25 protein-coding genes, 1 tRNA gene and 1 rRNA gene are annotated in these 26147 nt (G+C 35.1%); 11 read left to right on the forward strand and 16 right to left on the reverse strand.

The genetic code is table 11. The features are described 5' to 3' along the window. Positions 1 to 306: 306 nt before the first annotated feature. Positions 307 to 1215: a DHH family phosphoesterase gene (locus ACP5SL_RS01880; RefSeq protein WP_158308327.1), complete on the forward strand. Its 909-nt coding sequence runs from the start codon at positions 307 to 309 to the stop codon at positions 1213 to 1215. Here the strand turns inward: ACP5SL_RS01880 and ACP5SL_RS01885 are convergent. Further along, positions 1195 to 1989 (reverse strand): phosphoglycolate phosphatase, encoded by a 795-nt coding sequence (locus ACP5SL_RS01885; RefSeq protein WP_428228105.1) that lies wholly within the window; start codon positions 1987 to 1989, stop codon positions 1195 to 1197. The two genes, ACP5SL_RS01880 and ACP5SL_RS01885, sit on opposite strands and share 21 nt — an antisense overlap. An 80-nt stretch (positions 1990 to 2069) precedes the next feature. Between ACP5SL_RS01885 and rrf the strand changes: the two genes are divergently transcribed. Then, positions 2070 to 2188 (forward strand): 5S ribosomal RNA (gene rrf, locus ACP5SL_RS01890). A gap of 218 nt (positions 2189 to 2406) precedes the next feature. Here rrf and ACP5SL_RS01895 read toward each other — a convergent pair. After that, positions 2407 to 2892 carry an Lrp/AsnC family transcriptional regulator gene (locus tag ACP5SL_RS01895; RefSeq protein WP_428228106.1) on the reverse strand — a complete coding sequence of 162 codons (486 nt, stop codon included), beginning with the start codon at positions 2890 to 2892 and terminating at the stop codon, positions 2407 to 2409. Positions 2893 to 3174: 282 nt separating this feature from the next. Here ACP5SL_RS01895 and ACP5SL_RS01900 point away from each other — a divergent pair, with 282 nt between their 5' ends. Both ACP5SL_RS01900 and ACP5SL_RS01905 read left to right on the forward strand, forming a co-directional pair. Continuing rightward, the gene (locus ACP5SL_RS01900) at positions 3175 to 4641 is read left to right on the forward strand and encodes a hypothetical protein (protein ID WP_428228107.1); all 1467 of its coding nucleotides are present in this window, start codon (positions 3175 to 3177) and stop codon (positions 4639 to 4641) included. After that, a complete protein-coding gene (locus ACP5SL_RS01905) occupies positions 4568 to 5266 on the forward strand; it encodes a hypothetical protein (RefSeq protein ID WP_148683737.1) in 699 nt (232 codons plus the stop codon). The genes ACP5SL_RS01900 and ACP5SL_RS01905 overlap by 74 nt, the downstream gene beginning before the upstream one ends. Positions 5267 to 5313: 47 nt before the next feature. Here ACP5SL_RS01905 and tmk read toward each other — a convergent pair whose 3' ends face one another. The 6 genes from tmk to ACP5SL_RS01935 form a co-directional block, all read right to left on the reverse strand. Further along, entirely contained in the window at positions 5314 to 6042 is a 729-nt protein-coding gene (gene tmk, locus ACP5SL_RS01910) for a dTMP kinase (protein ID WP_014558322.1), read from the reverse strand. A 50-nt stretch (positions 6043 to 6092) separates the two neighbouring features. After that, positions 6093 to 7325: a DNA primase DnaG gene (gene dnaG / locus ACP5SL_RS01915; protein ID WP_014558321.1), complete on the reverse strand. Its 1233-nt coding sequence runs from the start codon at positions 7323 to 7325 to the stop codon at positions 6093 to 6095. Between the two features lie 6 nt (positions 7326 to 7331). Further along, positions 7332 to 7460 carry a hypothetical protein gene (locus tag ACP5SL_RS01920; protein ID WP_265589014.1) on the reverse strand — a complete coding sequence of 43 codons (129 nt, stop codon included), beginning with the start codon at positions 7458 to 7460 and terminating at the stop codon, positions 7332 to 7334. Between the two features lie 115 nt (positions 7461 to 7575). Beyond that, positions 7576 to 8670, reverse strand: a complete 1095-nt coding sequence (locus ACP5SL_RS01925) for a tyrosine--tRNA ligase (protein WP_014558320.1) — start codon at positions 8668 to 8670, stop codon at positions 7576 to 7578. A 43-nt stretch (positions 8671 to 8713) separates the two neighbouring features. After that, complete coding sequence (locus ACP5SL_RS01930; protein WP_014558319.1) at positions 8714 to 9949, reverse strand: aminotransferase class V-fold PLP-dependent enzyme; 1236 nt, start codon at positions 9947 to 9949, stop codon at positions 8714 to 8716. 86 nt (positions 9950 to 10035) lie between these two features. Next, complete coding sequence (locus ACP5SL_RS01935) at positions 10036 to 10575, reverse strand: DUF981 family protein (RefSeq protein WP_428228114.1); 540 nt, start codon at positions 10573 to 10575, stop codon at positions 10036 to 10038. A 309-nt stretch (positions 10576 to 10884) separates the two neighbouring features. Here ACP5SL_RS01935 and ACP5SL_RS01940 point away from each other — a divergent pair, with 309 nt between their 5' ends. Then, entirely contained in the window at positions 10885 to 12267 is a 1383-nt protein-coding gene (locus tag ACP5SL_RS01940) for a digeranylgeranylglycerophospholipid reductase (RefSeq protein WP_014558317.1), read from the forward strand. On the opposite strand, the gene trxB is transcribed toward ACP5SL_RS01940, so the two are convergent. The 3 genes from trxB to ACP5SL_RS01955 are packed head-to-tail and all read right to left on the reverse strand — an operon-like array spanning position 12264 to position 14656. Further along, positions 12264 to 13241, reverse strand: a complete 978-nt coding sequence (gene trxB / locus ACP5SL_RS01945; RefSeq protein WP_193803237.1) for a thioredoxin-disulfide reductase — start codon at positions 13239 to 13241, stop codon at positions 12264 to 12266. The genes ACP5SL_RS01940 and trxB overlap by 4 nt on opposite strands. 60 nt (positions 13242 to 13301) lie before the next feature. Beyond that, complete coding sequence (gene cyaB, locus ACP5SL_RS01950; protein WP_148683735.1) at positions 13302 to 13889, reverse strand: class IV adenylate cyclase; 588 nt, start codon at positions 13887 to 13889, stop codon at positions 13302 to 13304. Continuing rightward, positions 13853 to 14656, reverse strand: coding sequence for a phosphohydrolase (locus ACP5SL_RS01955; protein ID WP_193803236.1), 804 nt, complete (start codon positions 14654 to 14656; stop codon positions 13853 to 13855). The genes cyaB and ACP5SL_RS01955 overlap by 37 nt, the downstream gene beginning before the upstream one ends. 203 nt (positions 14657 to 14859) lie before the next feature. On the opposite strand from ACP5SL_RS01955, the gene ACP5SL_RS01960 reads away from it, so the two are divergent. Further along, complete coding sequence (locus ACP5SL_RS01960) at positions 14860 to 17322, forward strand: valine--tRNA ligase (protein WP_014558313.1); 2463 nt, start codon at positions 14860 to 14862, stop codon at positions 17320 to 17322. Positions 17323 to 17351: 29 nt separating this feature from the next. On the opposite strand, the gene ACP5SL_RS01965 is transcribed toward ACP5SL_RS01960, so the two are convergent. Together ACP5SL_RS01965 and ACP5SL_RS01970 are read right to left on the reverse strand one after the other, a co-directional pair. Next, a complete protein-coding gene (locus ACP5SL_RS01965) occupies positions 17352 to 17699 on the reverse strand; it encodes a hypothetical protein (RefSeq protein ID WP_014558312.1) in 348 nt (115 codons plus the stop codon). Between the two features lie 5 nt (positions 17700 to 17704). After that, positions 17705 to 17884, reverse strand: coding sequence for a hypothetical protein (locus ACP5SL_RS01970; protein WP_409335739.1), 180 nt, complete (start codon positions 17882 to 17884; stop codon positions 17705 to 17707). A gap of 146 nt (positions 17885 to 18030) precedes the next feature. Here ACP5SL_RS01970 and ACP5SL_RS01975 point away from each other — a divergent pair, with 146 nt between their 5' ends. Further along, a complete protein-coding gene (locus ACP5SL_RS01975) occupies positions 18031 to 19038 on the forward strand; it encodes an NAD(P)/FAD-dependent oxidoreductase (RefSeq protein ID WP_014558311.1) in 1008 nt (335 codons plus the stop codon). A gap of 124 nt (positions 19039 to 19162) precedes the next feature. Here ACP5SL_RS01975 and ACP5SL_RS01980 read toward each other — a convergent pair whose 3' ends face one another. Further along, a complete protein-coding gene (locus ACP5SL_RS01980; protein WP_148683733.1) occupies positions 19163 to 19444 on the reverse strand; it encodes an acylphosphatase in 282 nt (93 codons plus the stop codon). Continuing rightward, a complete protein-coding gene (locus ACP5SL_RS01985; RefSeq protein ID WP_272985271.1) occupies positions 19428 to 20003 on the reverse strand; it encodes a hypothetical protein in 576 nt (191 codons plus the stop codon). Before ACP5SL_RS01985 ends, ACP5SL_RS01980 begins: the two co-directional genes overlap by 17 nt. An 82-nt stretch (positions 20004 to 20085) precedes the next feature. Here ACP5SL_RS01985 and thiI point away from each other — a divergent pair, with 82 nt between their 5' ends. The 4 genes from thiI (at position 20086) to ACP5SL_RS02005 (ending at position 23428) form a co-directional block, all read left to right on the forward strand. Beyond that, positions 20086 to 21276: a tRNA uracil 4-sulfurtransferase ThiI gene (thiI, locus tag ACP5SL_RS01990; RefSeq protein ID WP_158308326.1), complete on the forward strand. Its 1191-nt coding sequence runs from the start codon at positions 20086 to 20088 to the stop codon at positions 21274 to 21276. Beyond that, a tRNA-Arg gene (locus tag ACP5SL_RS01995) sits at positions 21262 to 21336 on the forward strand. Before thiI ends, ACP5SL_RS01995 begins: the two co-directional genes overlap by 15 nt. Positions 21337 to 22141: 805 nt before the next feature. After that, complete coding sequence (locus ACP5SL_RS02000; protein WP_014558307.1) at positions 22142 to 22387, forward strand: hypothetical protein; 246 nt, start codon at positions 22142 to 22144, stop codon at positions 22385 to 22387. A gap of 18 nt (positions 22388 to 22405) precedes the next feature. Beyond that, a complete protein-coding gene (locus ACP5SL_RS02005; RefSeq protein ID WP_428228108.1) occupies positions 22406 to 23428 on the forward strand; it encodes a threonine synthase in 1023 nt (340 codons plus the stop codon). A gap of 2 nt (positions 23429 to 23430) precedes the next feature. Here the strand turns inward: ACP5SL_RS02005 and ACP5SL_RS02010 are convergent, their stop codons facing one another. Further along, entirely contained in the window at positions 23431 to 25911 is a 2481-nt protein-coding gene (locus ACP5SL_RS02010) for a tRNA(Met) cytidine acetyltransferase TmcA (RefSeq protein WP_428228109.1), read from the reverse strand. Positions 25912 to 26147: the final 236 nt, after the last annotated feature.

A 26147-nucleotide genomic window follows, 5' to 3' on the forward strand; every position in this document is an offset into this window, starting at 1 on the left:
AGTATGTAGAAATACTATATACAAATAAAGTTTATAAAACCAAAAATGATAAACCAATTAATAAAAAAGAAATTGGTACTATAATACACGATCCGAAGAACATTGTTATTGTTAAAGATGAAAATGATAATATATATGGATAATTAACAATGCTTCTAGTCCTATAATTTTATATATAAAAAAGCTTTTAATTAATATGCAAAAAAATTCTTAGATATTGGATATTAGTGCTTATAGTGTAACAAGTAAAAAATCTTAACCTTTGAATAGAAGAATAATTTGGGATAAATATATAGGCTGAAAATGATGAGAGGTATAATTTCGCATTGGGACATAGATGGCATAGCTTCTGCCGTTATTCTTTCTATTAATTATGGAATTCCCACTAGAAACATTAAGCTTTCTAGCACTATAAAAATTGACAAATATTTCAATGAAATTAGTAAGAACAAAGTCCAGAATGTTTTTATTACTGATTTAAATCCCAGTTTTCAAATAGCTGAAAACATCATCAAAATTGCAGAAAAAAAGAAGATAAAGCTGGTATGGATAGATCATCATGCTTGGGATGAAGAAGCGAAAAATTTTTTAAAAACGCGGGGGGCTGAAATCATCGTAGATGAGAAAGCTTCTTGCGCTGCTGAGCTGGTAAAAAATTACTTATATGGCGAGCAACGTCCTCCATCGTATATTGAAGATGTACTTAAATTAGCTATTGATGATGATACTTTCTCCAATAAATATGAAATGACATACAAGTGGAGGGTGTTGCTAAGGTGGGGTGATTGGAGTATAAGATATAAAACACTCGAAAGCTGGATTGATGGTTATATTTGGCCTAAATGGGCTCAGAGGGAGTTTGAAAGAATCGATCTCGAGTACAAAAAATTGATAAAAAGTGCAATTGAAGCTTCAGAATATGTTCAAACTGAGCAAGGAGTTATAGCCTTTATAAGTTCAAGTGAAAAATTACATCCAGGCGATATAGTTAGAGAGTTAGAAAGCGAGGGAAAAAGACCGGCTGATCTTTATGTATTTATTTATGATAAGGGAATTTCTTTAAGAAGCCATAAAATAAATGTGCTACAGATAGCTTCAGCTTTAGGAGGAGGTGGGCATCCATATGCTGCAGGAATTTCGCTTATTGATGATGTTCAAGACAAAGAGTCGATTAAATCAAAAATAATTAATCTTCTAAAGAGATTGAAGCTTTAATTTTTTTGCATCTATTATGGTCTCGCATATCTGAGCGAAACCATATCCGCTTTCTTCGTCGGTTATTATATCAACGTTCCTTTTAAGGTCTTCGTCTGCATTTCTAACAGCAACTTTTACCCCAGTTAGCTGAATGAATTCTAAATCCATATAACTATCACCAATTCCTAAAGTATTTTTTAGTTCAATTCCCAAAATTTCTGAAATCTTTTTTAGACCAACTGACTTGCCACCTTCTTTTGGAGTAATATGAAAAGCGTAACCGCTATAATTAACATTTACCTTGCTGTCATATCCGTTTTTTATAACGATTTTTTTAATTTTTTGCATCAATTCTATATGAGATACTCTATTATCTTTTTGAATAAGAGCAAAATCGTATTTTCTATAATCATTCTGCCAGCTTTCTTTTAAGAAATCTCCCATTTCAGATACAATTTTTGAAACTAATTCTCTGTATCCTCGCCCACAAATTTCGTAGATATTCATCTCTCTTCCATGTTCATTTAATGAAGCAATAATGCAACCATTTTCTGAAACGATTGCTTTTGCACCAATATATCTCGCCAACCCATACAAAACTGGAAAAGCATTAGCTGAAACAAATATGAGCATTATGTTATACTTTCTTATCTCTCTAATGCATTCTATAACTTCACTTGGTATGAAATATCCGTCTCTATTAGCGGTAATAGTTCCATCAACATCAGTAGCAATTGCATCAATATTTGCAAGCTTATTTATAAGCTCAACACCTCTTTTTAAATTATCCACGTATATCACCTTTTTAAATTTTGATGCTTAAAGATAACCATTAAATTTAAAAACCTATTGAAAATTAATAATTTATTGCCTGGACCGGCCATAGCAACCGGGCAACACCCGGACTCGTCAGATCCCGGAAGTTAAGCCGGTTGCGTTGAGGTTCCCCGTGAGCGCCGAGAGGGCTCGCAGGGGCCTCAAGCCGGTGCCAGGCTCCTATTAGATAAACTAATTCTTTAAGAATTTATATAAGGATCCAGTCAATTACAAGCAGAAAGATAAATATGGATAGTTCTATCAAATGTATAGTATTTCTAGTCAAGATATAAGAAAAGATTGAAAGAAAAATACATGCTAAAACCAGCGATATTGCAACCTTTTTTAAAGTCCTTATCTTTGCATGCAAATCAAATTCACTCTAAAATTTTTTTACTCTATCAACAAAGGAACATGAAGATATGATTCTTTTACAACCCTTAATGCTATATTTGTTATTGTCCTTTTTACATATGGATTTTTTAGTACGTTTTTTATAAAGTAATCGAGTTCTTCTATGTTTCTGAATCTTGTTACTGCAATGACATCAAAATCTCCAGTTATATCATACAAAAACAAAACGTTGGGATGATTTGATATCTGCTTCTCAAATTCTTCTATATGAGAGCCCTCTACACTGAAATTGATTATTGCAGTCACGTTAAATCCGAGCTTTTTCGGATCAACGCTTAAGGTATACTTATCAATAATCCCCTTTTCTTCGAGCTTTTTTATTCTAGCAAAAACCGTAGAAACCGGGATTCCTAAGATGTTTGATAGCTGGTTTAAACTTGTCTTTGAACTATTGGATAAATGCGTCAGTATTTTTAAATCTATTTCATCTAATTGATATATGGTATTTTTCTCTTTTTTTGCCATAAAAACTTCACCACGATCAATTAAATTTATGAATATTTTCCATTATTTATTACTAAAATTGATGATGTTTTATAAAAACTTTTTAATTATATTGAAAGATAAACAATTTTTTTATCCTAAAAGCTTTTGTTAACAAAAGGCTCCTTACTTATTTTTAGAATAGATTTTAAATAATAAATAATTATTTCTAGATATGAAATATTATCATAATAGTAAAAGCTATGATATGTGGTAAGCAAGCTACATTTTCGAATTCGCATCGGTAATACGGTGTTAATTTCAATGAATATAATCAAAAAAATTACGGACGCAAGAGGTTTAAAGCTTTTCATTATAGGTATTATTATTTGTTTAGTCCTTTCTGGATACAAATTTGAAAATGAATACAACATCGCAAAAAGCCAAAATTGGTATGTTAGCGATGAAATTTGGTACGTTCCAAGCTCGGTTTTGATTTTGAAAGATATTTTTCATTTGAATGCAACCTACGAGGTAAATAATTTAACAGGTCTAAATCTCTTCTTTTCTTCGTACCAAGGAATGCTTACATGCGAAAATTTTGTTTTGCAAAACGGCGGAGAAATCCTCAAAGGTGACTATATTAAAAATACAGCAATAGCTGTCGCAGTGCCAAATAACTTAGTAAAATCATTAGGCCAATGCAAAGACTTAACTGACATAATTCCCGGCTTTCCGCTTCCAGATACCTCAAACGTTAATACATATATAAATCCTGAGCATCCGCCGCTAGGTAAATACATAATTGCTTTAGCAATATACCTTTTAGGTGATAAACCTATATGTTGGAGATTGCCCGGTATTATAGAGGGTGCAGCTATAGTTATAATAGCTGCTTTAGCAGGATGGAGATTGGCTGGCATTTTTGGAATGATACTAGCTTCAACTGCCGCTTCCTTTGATCCATTAACAACTAACATGGCTTCTGTAGCAATGCTAGATATTCACCTAGCCTTTTTTACGGCACTTGGATCTCTCTTTTATATCTATGATAAGAAGAATTTTTCCCTATTGTTCTTTTCTCTTGCATCTACGATAAAATACAGTGGTCTGTTTCTGATTCCATTTTTAATATTATTTCTTTATAAAAAAGAAAATGATATAATAGGTGCATTTTTCAAGGTTGCACTAGCCCAGCTTATAGTTGCAATCATAGTTTTCCTACCATACATTATTCATTTTGGACCTGTATGGGTTATATCTCAATTCGTTTCAGCAATAATATGGAACACACAAAGCAGACCTCCAGGACCTCCTGCAAGCACTCCCATCGATTGGGTCTTTGGTTTGCACTCTTTTTACTTATCTTACAATCCAGACATCCCAGCTAAAGGACTTCCGTTCATATATATACCTGTCTTTTTTGCATCTCTTCTGACTTTTCCAGTATATTTCTTTAAAATTTCAGAGAACAAAAATCTGGAAAAATTCGCAGGGCTTTCATTGCTTTCTTTTTTCTTTTTCTTTTTCTACTATATTACATATTTTGCAGGAAACAAAACTCTTTATAGTTTTTACTTCACACAAATTTCTCCAATATATTATGAGCTTTTTCCCTTGTCTATTTTGCTGTTTATCGGGTACTATAACATTTCAGGATTTTATTATGAAAAATTAAAAGAGCTCGCGGCACTATTTAGTAAGTTAGTGGAGAAATTTGAAAAGCATTTTAGAAAAAATAGGAACCAAGCTCAGGTTGGTAGTCATATCACATTACTCACTAGAGTCTAGCTTATTGCTAGCACAGTCCGTATGTAACATTTACAAAAGTGAGGGAGTTGAAGTTTTTGCTGTAGAGATCTCCCCAATAAACAGAAATATTATTGAAAAATACATTCAAGCAAATTGCAATCAAGCTTCCATAAATATAATTCCTCCTCATAGCATCGAAGAGTTGCAAATGAAGAAGAACAATACAAATGTTCCTATAATAATCTTTTCAATAGGAGAAAACCTTGATGATTATATTAATGATTTTTTAAGGCTAAAAAGAAATGTAAGGCTTCTATTCACACATGTGAGTAAAGGGATTAACAGGATTTTTGGTATGAATATTTTAAGGCTAGAAAAAGATTATTCTGGCTTTTATATAAAATACGGGGGATTAAAAAAGTACTTGAAATATAAAAATGGAAAGTTACTTGAGGCTGATGAAGGAGAAAGCTACTTTCTCGAGAAGGCTTATAAAGTCTTGCTAGACAGCATGCTAGAATTTGGGGAAATTACTTTAGAAGATGCAACTAATGTTTTAATGGGAAGACTGAAAATATCAAAAAATGAAGCTAAAAAATTGCTTTATGAACTAATAAAAAGGAAAAAACTCGAATTTAAAGGGGGGATTTTACATATCAACTGACTCCTTTCCGCCCTAAAGGGCGAGGCTTTCAGTTGTTAAATTTATTTTTAAAGCGCTATAATTTTATTGAAAATTGCTTCTGAAATTTCTTCTGGCTTTGCTTCTCCATCTATTTTAAATATTTTCTGATCCTTTAAAGTATTCGAAATCTCCAAATACCTTTCTTTTACTTTTTTCAAAAATTCAAAACCTTCTAAGTGCGTCAGCTCCCTTTTCTTCTTTTCCATTAATCTTTTCAAGCCAGTCTCAACCGAAACATCAAGCAGAAAGATCGCATCCGGTTTGATTATAAGCGAATTTAAAGCAAAAATTATGCTTTCCTCTGCACCTCTGATATACTGATAAACTAGACTAGATAAGTAGCACCTGTCAGATATTACATATGTATCTTCTTTTAAAGCGTTACTTATTACATTATAGTTTAGAATCATCCTATCTGTCGCAAAAAGAAAGGCTTCTACAACAGGATCAATTTTTGGATTGTTTTCTAATAGCTTTTTTATTTCCAGTGTCCATGGCTCTCTAACCAAAATACATCTTTTTCCTCCTTGCATCAGAAGGTTGCAAACTTTTTCGGCTATTGTAGTTTTCCCTGATCCATCTATCCCTTCAATGGCAACATACCTTCCTTTTTTTTCATCGCTTTTTAAAAAAGAGAATTTAGGCTCTTCTAGAATTTTACTCATATCCAGGTTGTAGGAAAGAATTCTTTTAAGAAAGATTTTTGTTCCAGGTCTTAGGATAATGGCATCTTCGCTGGAATATTTATCGATCATTAGGTAAAACACCTATATGATTTATATTAAAAAATTCCTTTGTTTTGGGGCTAGCTCAATAAATCATACATTGAAAGTAATACTACTTTTTCATCTCTCTTCAAGACGTTTCCTATCCTTGCACCAATTAAATAGCTTACATTCTTCTGAGATGCTATATCAATAAGTCTCTGAGTTATGATCCCGTCAAATACAACAGTTTTAACCTTATTAGCTTCAAGCTTAGATAAAGTATCATAGAGATCCCTTACAGGCACTCTTGCAACTACATTCCAGTTATCATCATAAAGGATGGCCTCGAGCGTTCCCTTGAGTTCATTCATATCTTTCATTACATTTTCAGGTATTTCAATAGATAGAGGCATTGAAGGTTTTTGTTGCTCTTCTGTAACTGTTATTTGAGGCGCTAACTTTTCTTCTTTCTTCTCCAGCTCCTTCTGTGTCACTTCTTCCTTTTCTTCCCTCTTCTCTAGCTCAGAAAGGAACTGCTGTGGAGGTACCGCGTTTTGGAGGGCCATTTCTATTTCTTTTCCTGTAAGGTCTTCAACTTCTTTCCCTTGAGGAGTTTTTGCAACTAAATCTATCTTCACGTTATTTAATAAAGTCCTCAATATCAGCTCTCCTGCGTGATCTCCGTCGGTAAAAGCTATTACCTTCTGCTTTTTGCTTGCTAATTGCTTAACGCTTTCAGGTATTGTTCCTTTTGCTCCTTCTAAAGCTATTGCATTATTGTATCCATATCTAAGCAGATTTAAGACATCAGCCCTTCCTTCAACAATAATGAGAGTATCGCTTTTTTCTATTTCACTTCCTGCTGGAAGCTTTTCAGGACCATATTCGATTATTTCGGCAGGCTTCAGAGAAGATTGTATCTCTTTCAAAAGATCTTTTACGTCTGGTGCTTCAGCACTCTGCCAAGTTTTCAGTAGTTCTTTTGCCCTCTCAACGGCCTTCTTCAATTTTTCAATTCTAAGGTCAACTATTCTAGTTACCTGTACTTTAGCGTTATATGGTCCTACCTTATCAACTGTTTCGATAAGAGCTGCAATAAGAGCTGTCTCAGCCTTATCCAGATTTGAGGGAATCTTTATTTCTCCTTTTATCTTTCCATTCTGAGGTTTTAAATCTACAGCTATTCTTCCAATCCTTCCTTTATCCTGAAGCTCCCTTAGATCGAGGTCTGGCGATAAAAGACCCTCGGTTTGCCCGAAGAGAGCCCCTATTACATCGTTTTTATCAACTACACCATCAATTTCGATTTTTGCTTTTATCAGATATTTCATATATAATCATCCTCCATGCATTGATAGTAAATAGCGGCGACCCATGCTAAAACCTAACAAACACTTATCTATTATACTTACAGCTTCTCCTAGTTGTTGTCTCGTATCAACTAAGAGGTTAGCATAGGTCGCCATTAATTGAGATAAACGCCATTTTCAATTAAATTTCAATTCAACAAAAATTAAACTTTTCCCTTAGATAAGAATTATAGAAAAATTGAAAAATTATGAAAGTATAGATAGTAAATTTTTATAAATTTATCTCAATTTTTAGCTCAGAAGCAATTTTTAATGCGAGCTCTTTCGCTTCTTTATTATCTTCAAAATATTTTCTAGCTGGCTCTAGTTTCTTTATTAAAGCATCTGCTGTTGCTTTTTTTAAATCGAGAGGATGTATTTCGCCTTTCAGGTACATTCTTTCTAATTCGTCGTAACTATATATTTCAATAGGACCGCCATATTCGCTAGGCCGTTCGACATAAAGTGAGAAGTTATCCTGAGAAAATAGCAAATATTTGTTGATCTCGATTATAGGATTAAATTCTACCACTTGCTTCGGACAGTACGCGTTCATTATTTTTTCCCTTATATCTTCTGGACTGTCGTGAATTATTATGGTAGATTCTGGCTTTGACTTGCTCATTTTTACTTCGGACATTATTTCATCTTTGCTCGATCCTCCACCTGCCCTTCCTGATCCTTGAAGACCAGTGAGTAGTGGAGTGTGTATTGCTACTATCTTCTTTGCCCCGACCTTTTCCGCCAACTCTCTTACGAGCATATGGACTTTTCTTTGATCAATGCCCCCCAGAGCGATGTTTAGCCCCATATAGTAGATATCTGTTGCCTGCATAAAAGGATATATTATTTTACTTGAATCAAGTTCGGCTTCCTCTTCTTTTCTTCCCATTATAGTTAAAGTTCTCTTAGCTCTAGCTAATGTAGTATTCTTCGCAACTTTCAATAGGAGTGCCCAATAATCTTTATCACTAACTAGATCCTCTGCATCTATAAATTTTATTTTTTCTACAGGAATACCAATCGCTTTCAAGCTATGTCTTATATATTTCGCATCATCCTTTATCACTTGCATGTTTCCGTTGAATTTATCATTAACCCATGCATGCCAAGTAGCTTCAAGTAGCCTTAAATTAACTCCAGCTTCAACTAGATCCTTAGCCTTATATGCCCAAACCATCCATCCTATATGAAATAACCCGCTTGGCTCATACCCAAGATAACCTTCGAGCTTTTCCCCTCTTATTAAAAGATCTCTGAGCTCTTCTACGGTTACAACTTCCTCTGTATTTCTTGTTATTAGCTTAATCTTCTCTTCTACGTCCATTTTCTGCACCTATGTTTTACTATAATATTTGAAATATTTAATTTTAAAAATATTTTTTTACTATTTCACTCATTGACCTTATAAAATACTCTATCTCACTTTCAGTGTTATATAAATAAAAACTCGCCCTAATAGTTCCTTCATTCGCTCCTATTGCATAGTGGTACGGGTGAGCACAGTGAAGCCCTGTTCTTACTGCAATAGCATAAAAATCATTGAGTACACTCCCTACTATATGTGGGTTTGCACCATCTATATTAAAAGCCAAAGTTCCAGTCGACTCGCTCTTGAGATCTTTCGGATATAATTTAATTTTTTCAACTTCGCTTAAGCCTTTTCTAGCCTTCATTAGCAACATTCTTTCATGCTGAATAATGTTATCTTTTCCGACCTTTTCAAGATATTTGACAGCCTCCATTAATCCTACAGCCGCAGATACGTTTGGAGTACCAGCTTCAAATTTATATGGAGGCTCGTCGTACATTACGCTCTCCAAAGTCACGTCCTTTATAGTCCCTCCCCCAACTATAAATGGATCAATTTCTCTAAGCATCTCTAATTTTCCATATAATACTCCAATTCCAAGTGGGCCCAGCATCTTGTGTCCGCTAAACACGATGAAATCCGCTCCAAGCTTTTTGACGTCAATACTTAAATGAGGAATACTTTGAGCAACGTCAGCGAAAACGGTTATTCCATACTTTTTCGCTTCTTTACTAATATTTTCTATTGGATTTATTATCCCTGTGACGTTGCTTGCATGAGTTATAGCGAGTACAGATGTCTTTTCATCTAGCTTATTAATTAACCTTTTAACGTCAATGTAACCATCTTTATCAACTCTCGCATATTCTACTCTTGCCCCAAATATCTTTGCTGCATTTCTCCATGGTAGCATATTGCTATGATGCTCCATTTCAGTGATCACTATCTTATCTCTACCTTCTTTTAACCCTCTCATCACTAAAGGATATGCCATTAGGTTAACAGCATAAGAAGTATTTAAAGAGAAAATTATTTCTTGCCATGAATCTGCATTAATGTGCTTTGCTACTATCTCATGAGCTTCTTCATAGAGCTCAGTTGATTTTTTACTCAAATAATGATGCCCTCTATGAACATTTGAGTTTAATTCTTCGTTATATTTTTTTATGGCATTTATAACTTGAATAGGTCTCTGTGATGTAGCCGCGTTATCAAAATAAACTATCTGTTTTCCCCTCACTTCTTGCTTTAAAATTGGAAAGTCCTCCCTAATTTGCTCTACATCTAATCCCAATTTTTTCCCCTTCTATGGAAGTTAAGAATTTTAACTTGTATTATTATTGTACCTTTTTATAAAAAATTTTATTATTTATTTGAAAATTAGATGAAAGGCACGTACTGACCGAACATTTTGAGATGGGAAGGCACTGCACTTCCAGCTATGTATGCTGCCGCTAGTCCTCCGAGTATTAAAAGCAAAGCTTCTATATATAGCAAAGGCTTGTTGACTTTTCCAGAATCGATGCCAAAAGAAACGAAATAGAACACTATTGATGATAATCCTACTAGAGCATAGAGGGCGAACATTCCTGCTGGCTCTTTCGTCATTCCTAAGCTATATCCGGAATATCCGTAGAATATAGTTATGACGCCATATATCAAAGCGAGAAAACCGATGTATTCCAGTTTCGTGTCATGCTTAATGCACAATGCTATTGCAATTAATCCTACGCCAAGCACTGCATACATATCATAAAATAGTATGTCATAGCTTCCTGGCAACGGCCATATGAAGTATCCATATAGTCCGCTAAAAAAGACATACACTCCCATTGCAAGTAGTGGAGCATACAATCCTTTCAATACTGTCTTTATATCTTGGCCCATTGCCATCCTTAACATAGCATATGCTACAAGAATCGTTGATCATGTTATTCCAAACAACTGAGCAGTTAGTGGATCTGTATATGTTATCGCCATTACTTACACCTCAATAATGATATTAGTAATATTTAATTAGGAAAAATAATATTTAAATATTTTTTATTTTATATATATAATAAATAATTTATTTTAATTTATTTTCTTTATTTTCATTTAAAAATTAAAAATCTTAATAATTGTTAATAATTAAAAATATACATAGATGAAAATAGCATAAACTTTTAATTCTTAACAATTAAAGAATAAATAATCTTATTTGCAAAAAAACATTCTGGTGAAAAGAAGTTGATTGTCAACAATGATTATGATGTTATAATTGCAGGTTCAGGACCGAGCGGATCCACTCTTGCTTATTTTTTATCACAAAAAAAGAGCTATAAGGTAGCTGTCTTTGACTCAAGAAGCTGGGAAGACCTATGGGGTAAGCCTTGCGGAAATGCTATTGGTAAGCATCACTTTTTCGAGCTTGGAATTCCAGAACCCCAAGGAGATGAAATAAAACAAACTGTGACAGGAATCAGTATAATCAGTCCTAGTGAACATGTAGAATTTAGAATTTATGGTGAAGGGTACATCATTGATAGGAAAAAGTTCGGTACTAGACTTCTTAAGACAGCAGTTGATAACGGAGTAGAATTTTATCCAAGAACGCAAGTTTTGGGTCCAGTTTTTGAAAACGCAAAACTTGCTGGAATAAAGGTAAAAATCAATGATAAAATTGAAGAATTCAAGGGAAAAATTATAGTTGATGCTACTGGAACTGCTGGAGTGATAAGAAGATACCTGCCAAAGGAATGGCCCGTTTCTGAAGAACTGGATCCCAAAGACTCAGATATAGCATATAGAGAAATAGTCAAGCTTAATTATGAGATAAAGGAGCCCAGTATATTGAAAATATACCTGAATCAGAAAGTTTCTCCAGGGGGTTATTGGTGGTATTTCCCAGAGGGAATAGACAGCGCAAACATAGGACTTGGCGTTCAGGGCGGTATGGGATATCCAAATCCAAAACTAATATACGAAAATTTATTGAGCAAAAGACCTGAGATAAGGAGCAAAAAAGAAGTAATCTCTTCAGGCGGGGCACAAGTACCAACAAGAAGACCCTTAGATTCCTTAGTTTGGGACAATTTCATAGCCATCGGCGATTCTGCGTTTGCAGTCAATCCTGTCCACGGTGGCGGAATGGGTTATGCTATGATATCCGCATATTGGGCATCAAAAGGAATAGAAAATGCATTTGAAAAAGGAGAGCCTAACAGGTTCAACTTATGGATCACAAATGTTGGGTACATGAAGATGATAGGAACAAAGCAGGCATCTCTTGAGCTTACAAGAATGTTCCTTCAAAGGCTCAGTGACGAGGAGCTCGATTTCATCATGGAGAAGAAAATTGTTGACGAAAATGATGTGGACATTCTCGGAAGAAAAGGAGAGTTAAATGAATCCGCTATAGAAAAGTCAGTGAAGATAGTGAGCGATTTCTTTAAGATTTTAAAAATGACTTCGAAGCCGTCTCTACTTTTAAAGCTGAGGACACTTTCGACATTTATGAATAAAATGAAAAACGCATATAATGAATACCCAGAAACTCCTTACGGCTTGTCAAGGTGGAAGGAAAACGTTGCAGAAATTCTTAAGAACTTTAAAGCAGAAATAAAAGCTTAATTTTTATTCCATTTTTCACTTAAATACTTATAAGCTGAATATGCTGCAACAGCACCCTGCGCTGTCGCCGTAATTATTTGTCTAAATCCCTTCCACATGTTGGTGCAATCTCCAGCAGCGAAAACTCCTTCTACATTTGTTGACATATATTCATTAACCTTTATGAATCCGTTCTCATCGAGCTCGATGCCGATGCTTCTAGGTAATTCTATGTCAGGCTCAAATCCTATTTCAATGAATATTCCGTTAACTTGAAGTTCTCTTTCTTCTCCGCTAACTACATTCTTTATTTTAACTGAGTTTACTTTCTTATCTCCTTTAATTTCTTTTACTATACTGTTGTAAACTATTTCTATATTCTTTCGGGACTTTACTGCATTTACTAATATCGGCTGTCCCCTGAACTGATCTCTTCTATGTATTAAGTAAACCTTTTTAGCATATTCGCTCAAAAGTAGTGCACCTTCCAAAGCAGAGTCTCCTCCGCCAACAATAGCTACTGCAGCTGCATCCTTAAAAAATGCGGCGTCGCATATGCTACAATAGCTGACTCCTTTTCCTGCAAATTCATTTTCTCCCGGCACATTAAGTTTTCTCCTTTTAAGCCCTATAGCTAAAACGATTGACTTAGCTTTTATTTCTTTGCCATTTACAGTTCTAATAATAAAGTAGCTACCCTCTTTTTTTATACTATTAACTCTGTCTAGGTTGAATTCCACATCGTATTCTTCTACATGTTTCTTAAATCTCGAGATTAGATCTGTTGCTGTAATCTTTGGAAAACCGAGATAATTTTCAACTATATTTGTAAGATTTAATTGCCCACCAATCGTATCTCCTATTATTATCGTCTTCATCCTATACCTCGCAGAATATAATCCACACGATAATGAAGCTGGACCTGAACCTATTATTGCTACATCATATTCTGTGGACTGTTCCTTCGGCTTTTTAACTTGTAGCCTCAATGACATTTAAATCACCATTTTATTGATGTTTTTAAAAAAATTATTATCTTTGCGTATGTATGTTTTTCATTTTTTCATAATTAGTTCTAAGTATGTAAGAGGTTCAATTTTTTCTTTGAGATTGAAAGACTCGAGAAAGATTTGTATAGATTTTTCGTTTTTGCCTATTTGCTCGAGCTCAATATATTTTCCTAGATCCTTCACATTATCTATCATGAGGTAAAAACCCTTACACTCATATATCTCCCTATCTTTTTCTATATTACAAAGGACCCTGTACCTATTTCTTAAGAAAAATGATATTACGTCATTTGGGCTCGCTTTAACCTCAAATTCTATTTCTTCCCTTTTTTTGAAATCTGTGTCTTTATTTCTTTTGCCTTTATATGTTATTTTTACTTTTTCAATACCGGCAGTACTTTCAATTCTAATCCTTACTGCCTCATCTGTTTTAGAAAAATCGATGCAAGGATGGATCAGATATATGTCATTTATGGATACTTTTTCTCTAAATATGCAACTACTTTCTGCAAAATCTCTGATCCTCTTTTCATCGTTGTCATCAATTTTTATTTTTACTTCAGTTTCTATCATATTGTTACCTTCAGCAATTCTCTTTATGAAAGATCCATTTTCATTTCTTTTCCTCCCCATACTGCTTTAAGCTTGACATACTTCTTTATACCGCTCGTCGCTATCTTTGGATAAAGAACCTGCTCAACCTGGAACACTCCAGCTCTCTCCTTCATATAAATGGTTATTACAACTGGAGTCTCGTCTTCGGAAGAAATCGTCACTTTGTCTATGCTTAGAGCAGAAATAGCATGAATATCGTTTTTTCCTAACCTATAAGGGATCCTTGCTCTTCCTTCTGACATATCGGTGCCATCTCCAACCTTAACACAGCCAGCCTCAATAGTAAGTGCAGGAACAGTATAGCTTGTAGCATATATAGCATGAAGCACTTCTTCTCTCATTAATATAGCTTTCCTTTTATCGTTTGGAAATATTGAAGAAAGAATTCTATCTAGAATACTTGCGGACATAAGCATTCCTATAAACTCGTGATTTATTCTGTGAATACTATTTCCAATATCATGAAAAAGCGAACCTAAAAGGACCACCAGCTTTGCTTCTTCTGTCTTCTGAAAAACACCGTCTTTTATAGTAGTAGGCTCAATGCCGGCGGAGAATATTCTGTCGAATATTTCTAAGCTAGAGCCTGAAACTATTTTTGCATGTGTAGGACCGTGGTCGTTATATTTCAATCTTTTAACTGCCATTACATTACTATGCTCTAATAAAACCTGAAGCTCCTCGTCGCGCAATGCTATTTCGTACGCCTTTTTTAAAAATGGTTCCTTAGAAAGTTGCTTCTCTAAAAGCTGGGGAGAAACTACAACTTCTTCTCTTTGCAACATATGTACCTCCAATTTGAAACATTTTTTACGGAATGTATTATATTAGGAATGCAAGCTATTTATAAATTACCAATTATGTCTTATTTCTAAAAGCTTAAAGGAAAACTCATGTTTTTAAAGAAAAGAAAATTAAAGGAATTAATTACAAAATTAAAATGCCTGAACGAATTTTTCACTAATAGTAGCTCTAATGGGTGGAGCGCTTGGAAAACAACGGCAGTAGCAATATTATAGAAGAGAAAAGATGGGATATAAAAAAGGAGAACGAGATCATTGAAAGGTGGAAAAAGGAGAACATAGGAAAATTCAGGAAGGAGGATTTAGGAAGGAAGCCAACTCTTGTAATTGATACCCCACCTCCATATCCTAGCGGAAAATGGCACGTCGCTGGGGCAGCGCATTACGTCCATCATGACATGATTGCAAGGTTTTTCAGAATGATTGGTTATAATGTTCTTCTTCCTTTTTATGCTGATAGAAACGGCTTGCCTGTTGAAGTGAGTGTTGAAAAGAAAACAGGAATAAATCCTCATGAAGTTTCCTCCACACCAGAAGGAAGGGAGAAGTTTTTAGCGCTTTGCAAAAAGGAGCTTGATTCTATAGAGGAAGAAATGGTAAAGCTACTAGAAAGGCTTGGATGCAGCTACGATTATTGGAAAAACGGAACTGACAGCGAAGAATATAGAAAGCTCACCCAAGCAACATTCAGGGAGCTTTGGAAGAAGGGATTGATTTATGTAGCAGAAAGGCCTGTAAATTGGTGTCCAAGATGCAAAACCACCTTAAGCGATGCAGAACTTGAATATAAAGAGCTCGAAACATACTTATACTATATTAAATTTAAAATAAGGGAAACTAACGATTACGTGACAGTTGCAACTACAAGGCCAGAGCTACTTTCCTCATGCAAGGCTTTAATTTACCATCCATCTGATCCTCGCTATTCAGGGCTCGAGGGAAAAACGGCCATTTCGCCAATCTATGAAAAAGAATTAAAAATTTACAAGAATGAAAACGCTGACCCGAACTTTGGTACCGGGCTTGTCATGATATGTAGCTACGGAGATGAAGATGATATAAAGATGTTTAGAGAGCTCGGTTTAGAGCCTGAAATTGTGGTCGACAGGGATGGTAGACTAAATGAAAAAGCAGGATTTCTAAAGGGGATGAAAACGCATGAAGCTAGAACTAAAATTGCTGAAGAGCTGGAAAAGAGAGGTCTGATGGTAAAAAAAGAAAAACTTATGCACAAGGTACCAGTCTGCTGGAGATGCGGAACTCCAATAGAATTTATTCACGTTAGAGAATACTTTTTAAAGCAGATAGAATTTAAAGATAAGCTCTTAGAAGCTATTGATAAAATGAAGTTTTACCCTGAAATGCATAAGCAGAAGCTTATTGACTGGATCAACTCAATAAAGACTGATTGGCCCATCTCTAGAGATAGGTATTACGCTACAGAAATTCCTACATGGAGGTGCAAAAAATGCAATTCAATATTAGTACCAGAAGACTTTAAATACTATAGGCCATGGAAAGATGAACCGCCTTTTGAAAAATGCCCTGTCTGTGGCGCTGACAAGAGCTACTTAGAAGGAGAGAAAAAGGTATTTGATACGTGGTTCGATTCAAGCATATCTTCCCTATATATCACCGGGTACATGAGAGACAATGAATTATATGAAAAATTGAAGAACGATATTTTAAGACCTCAAGGATATGAGATCATTAGAACCTGGCTATACTATAGCATACTTAGAGTATATCAGCTGACAGGAAGACCTGCTTTCAAGTACGTTAGGATTACAGGTATGGGTCTAGACGAGAAAGGAGAAGCTATGCACAAGTCCAAGGGAAATGTAATAGACCCGTTTCCGGTAATTGAAAGCTATGGCGCTGATGCATTTAGATTTTGGGCTGCTTCAGCAGCTAAAGTAGGATATGACTACAGGTTTAATCCAAACCTCTTAAAAACAGGTCTTCTATTTACTACAAAACTTTGGAATATCTCAAGGTTCATATCTAGGTTTCCAGATCCTGGAAAGGAAAAAGCTGGAAAGAATACAATTGATAAAGCAATTTTAGAATATACAAAAATGACACTTAGGAAGTATATAAGTAGCTTCAAAGAAATGGATACTTATGAACCTTCTAACTTAGTCTACAGCTTTACTTGGGATATATTTGCAAGCAATTATATAGAACTAGTGAAGCAGAGGGCATATAATTTAAACAATGAATGGAGCAAAGAAGATCAGGAATCTGCTTGGGCCACATTGCATTTAGTATTAAGAACAATCCTGCTAATGACTGCCCCAATAATGCCATTTATTTCTGATGAGATTTGGAGGCTTATGAAAAATTGCGGAAGCATACATCAAGCATCATTAACTCAAGAAATTAATGCGGAGGAAGGCATTAATGATAAATTAACACAAATAATCGATTTGATGGTTAAAGTTAATAGTGATATATGGAAGTATAAAAAACAGAATGGACTGAAGTTCTCAGATGAGATAGCAAAAGTTGTCTACATTCCGCAAGAATTAAAAGAAGCAGAAAAAGACTTGAAGGCTTTGCATAAATTAAAATACATATCATACGAGTACCCTCCTCCGGGGGAAGGTGCTATAAAGCTAGACAACATTGTCTATATAGAAAAGTAATAAATCCTAAAGGAAAATTTTTATATCGTTCAACAATTTTTGTCTAAGAAAATGCTCACTTCTTCTTTTACTTTCATTAAAAGCTGAGGATCGAGGGGAAGACTTCTAGAAAAGTGTACGCTTATCGCCTGAGTAATATCGTGTTCTGAATCAACTAAAACTTCTAGGCTTACGGCCGAATTTATTGCTTCCACTTTTAACTCACAACTAAATAATGAAAGTTTTCCCTCTGTTGAAGATATTTCTTTACATTCTAAATTTTTAAGCACTTTACATTGCTTGAAGATATCAATAAAGTATACATAAGTATTGAGTTCTGGAGAAAAAACTTCTGTAACCCTTTCGTAGTTATTTAGCCATATACTCCTTGTTGGCATAACTTTCAACCGGGTTTCTCTGAGAAGAGAACTAGCTGACCGTGGCAGTATGGGCATCTGTAGTGCAGGACCTTTGCATCTGATTCGCAGAAGTAAGCATCATATTTTTTCTCACAGTTAGGGCACTTATAAACAATGTTCCTCGTTACATCAAGATGTTTGCCACAGATCCTGCATTTTTTCATAACCCATCCTAAATGTCCGTGAGTGTTAATTCCTTTGACCTTTCCTACTGACACACTAACTCACCTTTTATTAAAAGTCAACTCTTTTCTCTTGTTATTTAAGCTTATAAATTTTTCAAAAACATATTTAAAAGGAGTGGTTGATTATGATAAAAATAGTGGGAGGAGGACCCTCTGGCATTTCATTTGCAATAAGCTACCTTATCAACAGTAGAAAAGATGAAAAAATAAAAGTATATGATGGAGAGAGAAATTATGAGAAGCCATGCGGAGAGGCGCTTCTGAACTTAAACATGAATATCTATTATGTTGAACCAGAAATATTGCACGAAATAAAAGACTTCTACATTTACGACGGAGAAAATTTAATAGAAGAAAGACATTACTCCTCAGGAAAATGGTTCATCATAGATAAAAGGAAGTGGATTGAAGAGCACAGAAGGTATGCAGAAAAAAGCGGTATACTGCTTTCTTACGAAAAAGTAAATCCATTTAAAGAAAAAAATGGTAGCGAGGATCTAGTTATAGATGCTACTGGTCCATTTTCATTCAATAAGTTGAGGAAAATACCTATAGCTAGAGCGATTATTTCCTCAGATCTTTCTCTTGAAAGTGAAGTAAAACTGATTTTTGACGCAGAAAATATAGGATTCTACTGGGTTTTTCCCAGTGCTGGAAAATTAATAAACGTTGGATATGGGTCTTTGCTGATAAAGAACCCTACAAGCAAGCTAATGGAGTTTATGAATAAAAAATTTAGAAACTTAAGAATTTTGAACATAAAGACATCGCTAATAACTCTTCAATATCGAGCTAAGCCCATATATACTTTTGGCTATACGATTGGAGAAGCTAACGGAACAGTCTTTTCTCTAACTGGAGAAGGAATAAGACCTTCATATGTTCAGTCCTCACTATTGGGAAAATTTCTGATCGAATTGAGGGACTTCAATAAAGCTTACAACACTGTAATAAACCACGCAGACTTCAAAGAGCTTTCCGATCAACTTAAACTACAATATAATCTCTTAACAATATACCAAAAGCTCCCTTTATCAATGAGAAGAAGTCTTCTGAGAAGAATTAAACATGCTATTGACGATTATATTACCAAAAATGTAATTGACCCTAGGAAAGTGCTTTTCAAAATTTAAATACTACAAAATTCGGGAGAATAAATGAGGAGTTTTCGTTATACACTTTAGTGCATGTGTAACTTGCTTAAAAATAAAATCATTATTCCATAAGAGAGTTTAAACTTCCATCGCAATGAGAAATCTACCTAATGATCACAAAATCGTCAAATTCACCTCTATACTCCTCCCAGCTTACATCTACATTTTCTACCACAGCAGCAGGGGGGCCCTTCTTTACCTCATTTATTAGTTTAAACAGAGCGTCTTCTTCTCCTTCTGCGACTATCTCTACGCTGCCATCAATACAGTTCCTTACCCATCCTTTTACGTTCAATTCTTTTGCTACTTTCCTAGTAAAGGAGCGGAAAAAAACCCCTTGAACTATGCCGTAGACTTTTATGTGCACCCTAGCGAGACCAGGCATAAGAAAGAGAGCCCCCGCTCATGTCAATAAGTTTTATATCGTTAAGCACTCCGTAGTAAGAGTATCTCACTTCTAAAATTATCCCCTTATCGAGATCAACTGTTATTATTGAACCTGTTTGTGGGTCAAGAAACCTTTCACCTAAAATTTTAACTCCATTCAGCTCGTAATCTACAGTGCCGATTGGAACTAGAGAATTTAGTTGCAACCCTTCCATTGCATATCCGTTTCCCATCGGAAATGTGACGTTATTGTTATATTCTATCGTTCTAGGTGGAGGAGGGAACTGCGTTGTGTTTGCAACAATTACATTCACTGTATAGTTATAAGGAGGATATCTACTTACAACCATTTCAATTCTAACATACTGTACTGAAAAATTACCAAAGCTGACGTTCATTAAATAATCAAGCTTAAGTCCAGGCTGCGAATACATAGGCTTTAAAGATGGAGTGTCTATTTCAGCATATACTATTGCGCCTATTAAGAATATTACAGCTAGTAGCCCACTTATTCCCAATATATAGAATATCTTTCTGCTTCTGTCATCTTCACTCAAGCAAGCCACCTTCAAACTCAATATTTTTTATTTTTTTAATTATAAAGTTTTATAATATACTTATATCAATGAGTTGGAAAAAATGGATGCAAACTGTATTATAGCAAGATTTGGAGAAATAGGCATAAAGGGAAAAATTACAAGGGGAAGAATGCAATCAATTTTAGCAAAGAATATCGAAAATGCTTTGAAATCTAATGGATTCGAAAGATCGATTGTAAGAGTTATCCCTGGCAGAGTTTTAGTAACAACTCCTGAGGATCCGAGGAAGGAGGCCGAGTTAATTTCTAGGGTTTTTGGGGTTACAAGCTCAAGCCCTGCTCTGATGGGCGAGTATAGAGATCTAGACGACTTGGTAGATAAGGTGAGCGAGGCTTCAATTGAAGATGTTAGGGGAAAAGTATTTATGGTTAGAGGGAGAAGGGCCGACGAAAATAGATTTACAAGCAAAGACATAGAAAGAAGGATAGGCGCGAAGCTTCAGGAAATGGGAGCTGGAAAAGTGAACTTGGAGTCCCCTGAAATATCCATATATGTAGAAGCTAGAAAGGGATTGTTTTTTGTATATAAAGATATCATAAATGGTGTTGGCGGTTTACCTTTAGGTAGCGAGTTGAAGATACTTTCTCTCGTTTCCGGAGGATTTGACTCGCCTGTTGCTGCATGGATGCTCATGAAGAGAGGCTCACCTGTTGATATACTGTTCTTTAACATAGGAGGGAAAGAACATAAAGAGTACTTCCTAGATGTTGCAAAGAAGCTTATATGCGGCTGGTCCTACGGTCCAAACCAGAATGTGTACATCGTAGAACATAGGTGGATATTCCCGTACCTGTTTAATTACTTCCCAGAAGGATATAGAACCGTCGCGCTTAAGGTATCTATGTATGTAGGGGCTGAAGCGCTCGCAAAGTCGCTTGGGATAAAAGCCATTTCAACAGGAGAAAACCTAGCACAAGTTTCAAGCCAAACTGTTCATAACCTTGCAGTTACAGAGAGCTTTATCGATATTCCAGTATTTAGGCCATTGATTGGCTTTGATAAAGAAGAAATAATAGAGCTATCAAAAAAAGTGGGAACTTATGAGGTGAGTAGTAGAGTCCCAGAATTTTGTGCTATTGCTTCTAGTAAAGCAAGTACCGCAGTGGATGGAAAAAAGCTTGAAACCTTTTTTGAAAAGTACTTGCCACTTAATGAAATTAAGCAAAACGTCTTAGATAACGTGAAAAAGATTGAAAAAAAGGATCTCTGTAGTAGCGGGCCCGTAGCCTAGCCAGGATAGGGCGCCGGCCTCCGGAGCCGGTGATCCGGGGTTCAAATCCCCGCGGGCCCGTGTACATTATTTACAAAAGTCTAAGATTTCTAACAAAAAACAATTAATTATTTATTGTTGCTAAATTTATTATTTACATAACAATATATTATTTAATAATGTAGTTACAGGTGTTTCTGATAAAAGATGAATTTGATTATGGCGAATTCATACCTGGGGACCTTCTTGATGAAAAAATATGAAAGTGAAAATAAACCGGGGAAAGGCCTGATTTCCAAGTAACAGAGACATAGTAGAAGCTGTAAAGAAGCCTCATTAATGGCCAAAGGACTTCATCCAGAGTAATTTCCTGAAATAGCTATAAGACTCCTAAAAGAAAATGTATTTGATATGAGTTCTGTCATAGTAAAAAGAATTTGGAGAGTTTATCAGAACCTAGTAGAAAGGGAATAATCCCAGATGTTCTTGAAATTGTATCCAAGAGAGAAAAGAATAAAGATATTTTTTAAATAAAGTAACAAAAGGAGTTATAGTTGATTCTTTGACCTTCTCGTTGCTATAAAAGATTAAAGTTCCCTAAAATCGGATATCAGTTTACACTTGTTTCAAGCTTACATCTTTAATCTGCATATAAGATAGGTAAATAGGGTATTTTCCTTAGCACTTCAATATGTTTTTAATATTTTGCTTTGACCTTTTGCGAACCTCCTGACAAAAGGAAATGCGTAGATTAAATAGAATAAATCTTTAAAGTTGTTTAAATCTTGATCTCATCATCATTCGTAACAGAAAGAAACTCAGGTAAAAAATTTTAACCTACTAAAATCAAATTTAAGGTTAATCAGTTTATTAGGAGGTATCAAAAATGGCAGACTATTTAGAACAATTAAAAGAACAAATATCAGTAAAGCTAAATGCCGCAGGTATAAAGATATTGCCTAAGGAAAAGATGCTTAGACTAGTGAAGGACATGGAGATCATAATGACGATTACTGATAAGGGAGACTATATAGAACTATCATACAAAGGGCAGACATATAAATATGACAAGTGGTATAGCAAACCTGAACATCTTGCGCCGATAATTTTAAGGACTCTCAATGTACAGTAGATATAATCAGTGAACAGAATGGAAGGCTATACATTTATCTGCCCAAAATGCGGAAAGGAGTTCGAGGATGCGCCTAAAGATTGGAAATGTCCTTATTGTGGTTCTTCGCTAAACTTGGCCAAGAAGCCCAAGATATTTAGATATAGGATCATGGGAGAAGGAAATACGCCGCTTGTAAAGGAAAAGATAGGAGGAAAAGAACTCTTTTTTAAGCTTGAATATTTGAATCCCACAGGAAGCTTTAAAGATAGAGGAACATCAGCTACAGTGCAATACTTTTTGAAGAAAAAATGCTCATCTTTTATTGAAGACTCTTCTGGAAATACAGGAATAAGCACAGCTGTTTACGCAAGAAGGGTCAATAGAGAATCCTATATTTTTTCCCCAAAAACTATAGCTGAATCTAAGAAAAAACTTTTAAACCTTCTCGGTGCAAAGCTCACGATAACTGAGACAAGGGAGGAAGCCTTTAATCTTGCAGTAAAAATGGCAAAAAAAAATGAAAATGCGTGCTACATAGGGCACATGGTAAATCCAATATTCAACTATGGAATGTCATTTTTAGTAGAAGAAGTGCTCAAGAAAACAATTGGCATAACTGACGTTATTGTTCCACTTGCTTCAGGAACTCTATTGCTTGGAATATTTGAGGGCTTTAAGAGAAATATCGATAAGAACGGAGGATTGCCTAAGATTTGGGCTGTTCAGCCGACTAGAACCGGCTATTTGAGGGGAAAAGTAAAAATTGTACATGAATCTCAAGGAAGAAGCGATTCTGCAGACGCGCTTGTTGTTAGCAATCCTGCAAGAATCAATGATATAATCAATGCAATAAATGAAACTAAAGGAGGAGGTATAATCGTAGATGATGAAGATATAAAAGAAGGAATGAGGAATCTCTACAGTAGAGGGTTTATTGTCGAGCCTTCGAGTTCGGTAGTGTGGAAGGCTTTTGAGTTACTTAACAGAGAAGAATTGATAGGTAGTAAAATTCTTATTCCATTAACGGGTTCAGGACTAAAGTATCTTCATTCAATTTGATCTTATATATGATAGCCTACAGATGACTCTAGGTTTTTATTGTAATAGCTGTTTAGCATTCTTTTTGCAATATCCTTTAATATGAGCATCAGATCGATTCTCCTTCTTCTCAACATCTTTGACATTTCACTCCAATCTTTTCCTTGCAATACTTTTGCTAAAAGTATTATTTTTTCTTCGTTATTCAACTCAACTAACTTTTCCATATCTCCAAGAAAGTAATATATTGCCAAATCTAAAAAGACATCACTTATAGCTTCGTACGTCATTGGACCATAAACATATATCCATAATCTATCAACATCTATAGGATGAAGCTTAGGAATTTCAATTTCCATCTTTTCTATAGAATTCAATATCAATAATGCAAGGTCCTGCTCCATCTCCTTATATACATCCCGCATTCCCTTTACAATTTTCTTTCTCAAGTAAATTTGCCCTTCTCTTGTGATTTTTTCAGCAATATGGTTTATCGGTCTTATAACAATCACTGTATATTCTCCACTGATCGGATTTTTGTCCGGACTAATATGAACAGGTATAAACTTGTTTTTTATCCAAAAGTTCAAGAGACTGTAATTGGCGCCAAATCCGCTCCCAATCCAGTCAAACGATTTCTGTCTTGCTTCTTCATAAAGCCTTTCTAATGCAAAAGACCCTATTCCTAAGTTTTGAACTTCAGGATGTGTTGCGATTCTCACAATTCTATATCCTCTCAGCCATCCCATTTCCCATATTCTTAAATGTTTTATAATTCTATCCGGGATTATGTTTCCCTGTATTTTGTTTCCTCTAAGCAAAGTATCAACTGTTTGCGAATCCAACCCTCCCTCAACTGCAATTTGAAGAGAACATACAATCTTATTTGTCCCCTTTATCATAACAGCCCTTATCATATGATGTGGCGCGTCTGCCATCATTGCTAAGTCGTCTGGCTGATTTCTGTAATGAGCTAAAACGAATATACCAAAGAGTTGCCTCAGTAGTTCTTCATTTTCTTTCTTAAATAACTCAGCAGGATCTAAATATACATATTCAAGCTCTTGGTTCTTTATTTTTGTCAGATCGTCGTCACTAAGGTCCGTAGGTTCCGCATCCAAAAGTAGCGCTCTGTAGAGCCACTTTTCTATAGGATCTCCTTCTCCATATCGTATTGGGGTTTTCATCTCACATGTACTTAATTCTACATTAGGGTCTTTTCTTAAGCTTCCTAAAAATCTGACAGAAAATCCCCTTCCTGCGCCTTCATATCCATGTATGGTCGCTGAAAAGATAAGCCTTTTGTGCGTTTTTAATATTTTCAGTAGAAGCGGCACTGAAATTCCAGAAGCCTCATCTACTACAACCACATCGCCCTTTATCTTTGGAATATTTATTGGCTCCCAATACTCTATACTAAAATTTTGCCCTTGTATTTCTATTATCATTCCGCCCTTCTTCAACAGTTTCACGTTTAAGCCTATTGATTTTGCTGAAAGATATGCCAAGTCAAAAAGAGATTGAACGTTTGTGATTTCTGGTGCCGTCACTAATATTCTGACTTTGTGCTTAAACTGACTCATATGATTAGCAAGAGCTATTACCCCAATTCCTAGTACGGAAGATTTTCCTCTCCCTCTGTTAGATGTAATTACAAGTACCTTTTTCTTTTTCATCTTCCCTAGAAGTTCTTCCATAACTTCTAAAACCTTTTGTTGATCTTCAGTTAAGGCTAGCGAATATAATCTTTCGTCAAATATGTGTTTTTCTTTGAGCCCCTTTTCTCTCACTACTTCGGACTTCTTTTCTTCTCCTTTTACCCTCTGTACATAGAATTTCTTAACGAGCTGGTCTTTTTCTGCATCATAAACATAAGTGCTGTCTGAGTCTAATATGGTTTCTTTGAACCATCTTATAAATATATGTCTAGGCTCATTAAATCCTGGTACTACAAGCTTTTGCTTGAATGCCGTCATCCATCTGTCCCACTTTTCTAAATCGGGCGTTAGGAAAATAATGAGACCTCCACCGTTTACTATTTCTACAAGCTTTCCAATATCGTTAGGTCTTAAGTCGTTAGTTAGGTCTAAAATAAGGACGTCATAGCTTGTTCCTAAATATCTGTCACTTTTTTCATAGACGTCAATATTTCTTTCAATATTTTGTAGTTTTTTTCTGGCCATTTTCATAAATTGTCTAAAAGTCTCCTTCCTAATTCTGGCTTCTTCATACTCATCATGATACATATAAAGTAACTTTAACTTTTTTCCGCCTCTAAGCCTCGATAGTTCAAGCAGATAATGATAAGTAATATACCCGCTTATGAACCCCTGTTTCTTTTCATCACCGCCAGAAACGACAACCAGTCTTCTATATTTCAGTTTTACGTATTTTTCAGTATTATCTCTCAATCTTCTTGCAAACTTTTTAATCTCGTGCGGAGGTTCTTTTCCTATAGTTTTTATGTAGTCAGAAGCTACAGCTTCTATTTCTTCTCTCTTCATAGTCGTAGATACCACCTTTTTAAGCTAAGATATCTCTCGTAAAGCAATACTTTGAAGTTTTGCTATTAGTGACTCAAACATTATATGAACATTCATCATTTATGCAATATAGAGGTAGAGCTGAGCTTAAAGCGTCAATACCAAATTCTTGAACATAAATGAAGAGGAGGGGAAATTCGTGGATCGGGAATAACACACTTGCCACTCATGATAATCCTAAATTAAAAAATTCCATT

The organism is Fervidicoccus sp., assembly GCF_049967375.1.
Taxonomy (GTDB): Archaea; Thermoproteota; Thermoprotei_A; order Sulfolobales; family Fervidicoccaceae; genus Fervidicoccus; species Fervidicoccus fontis.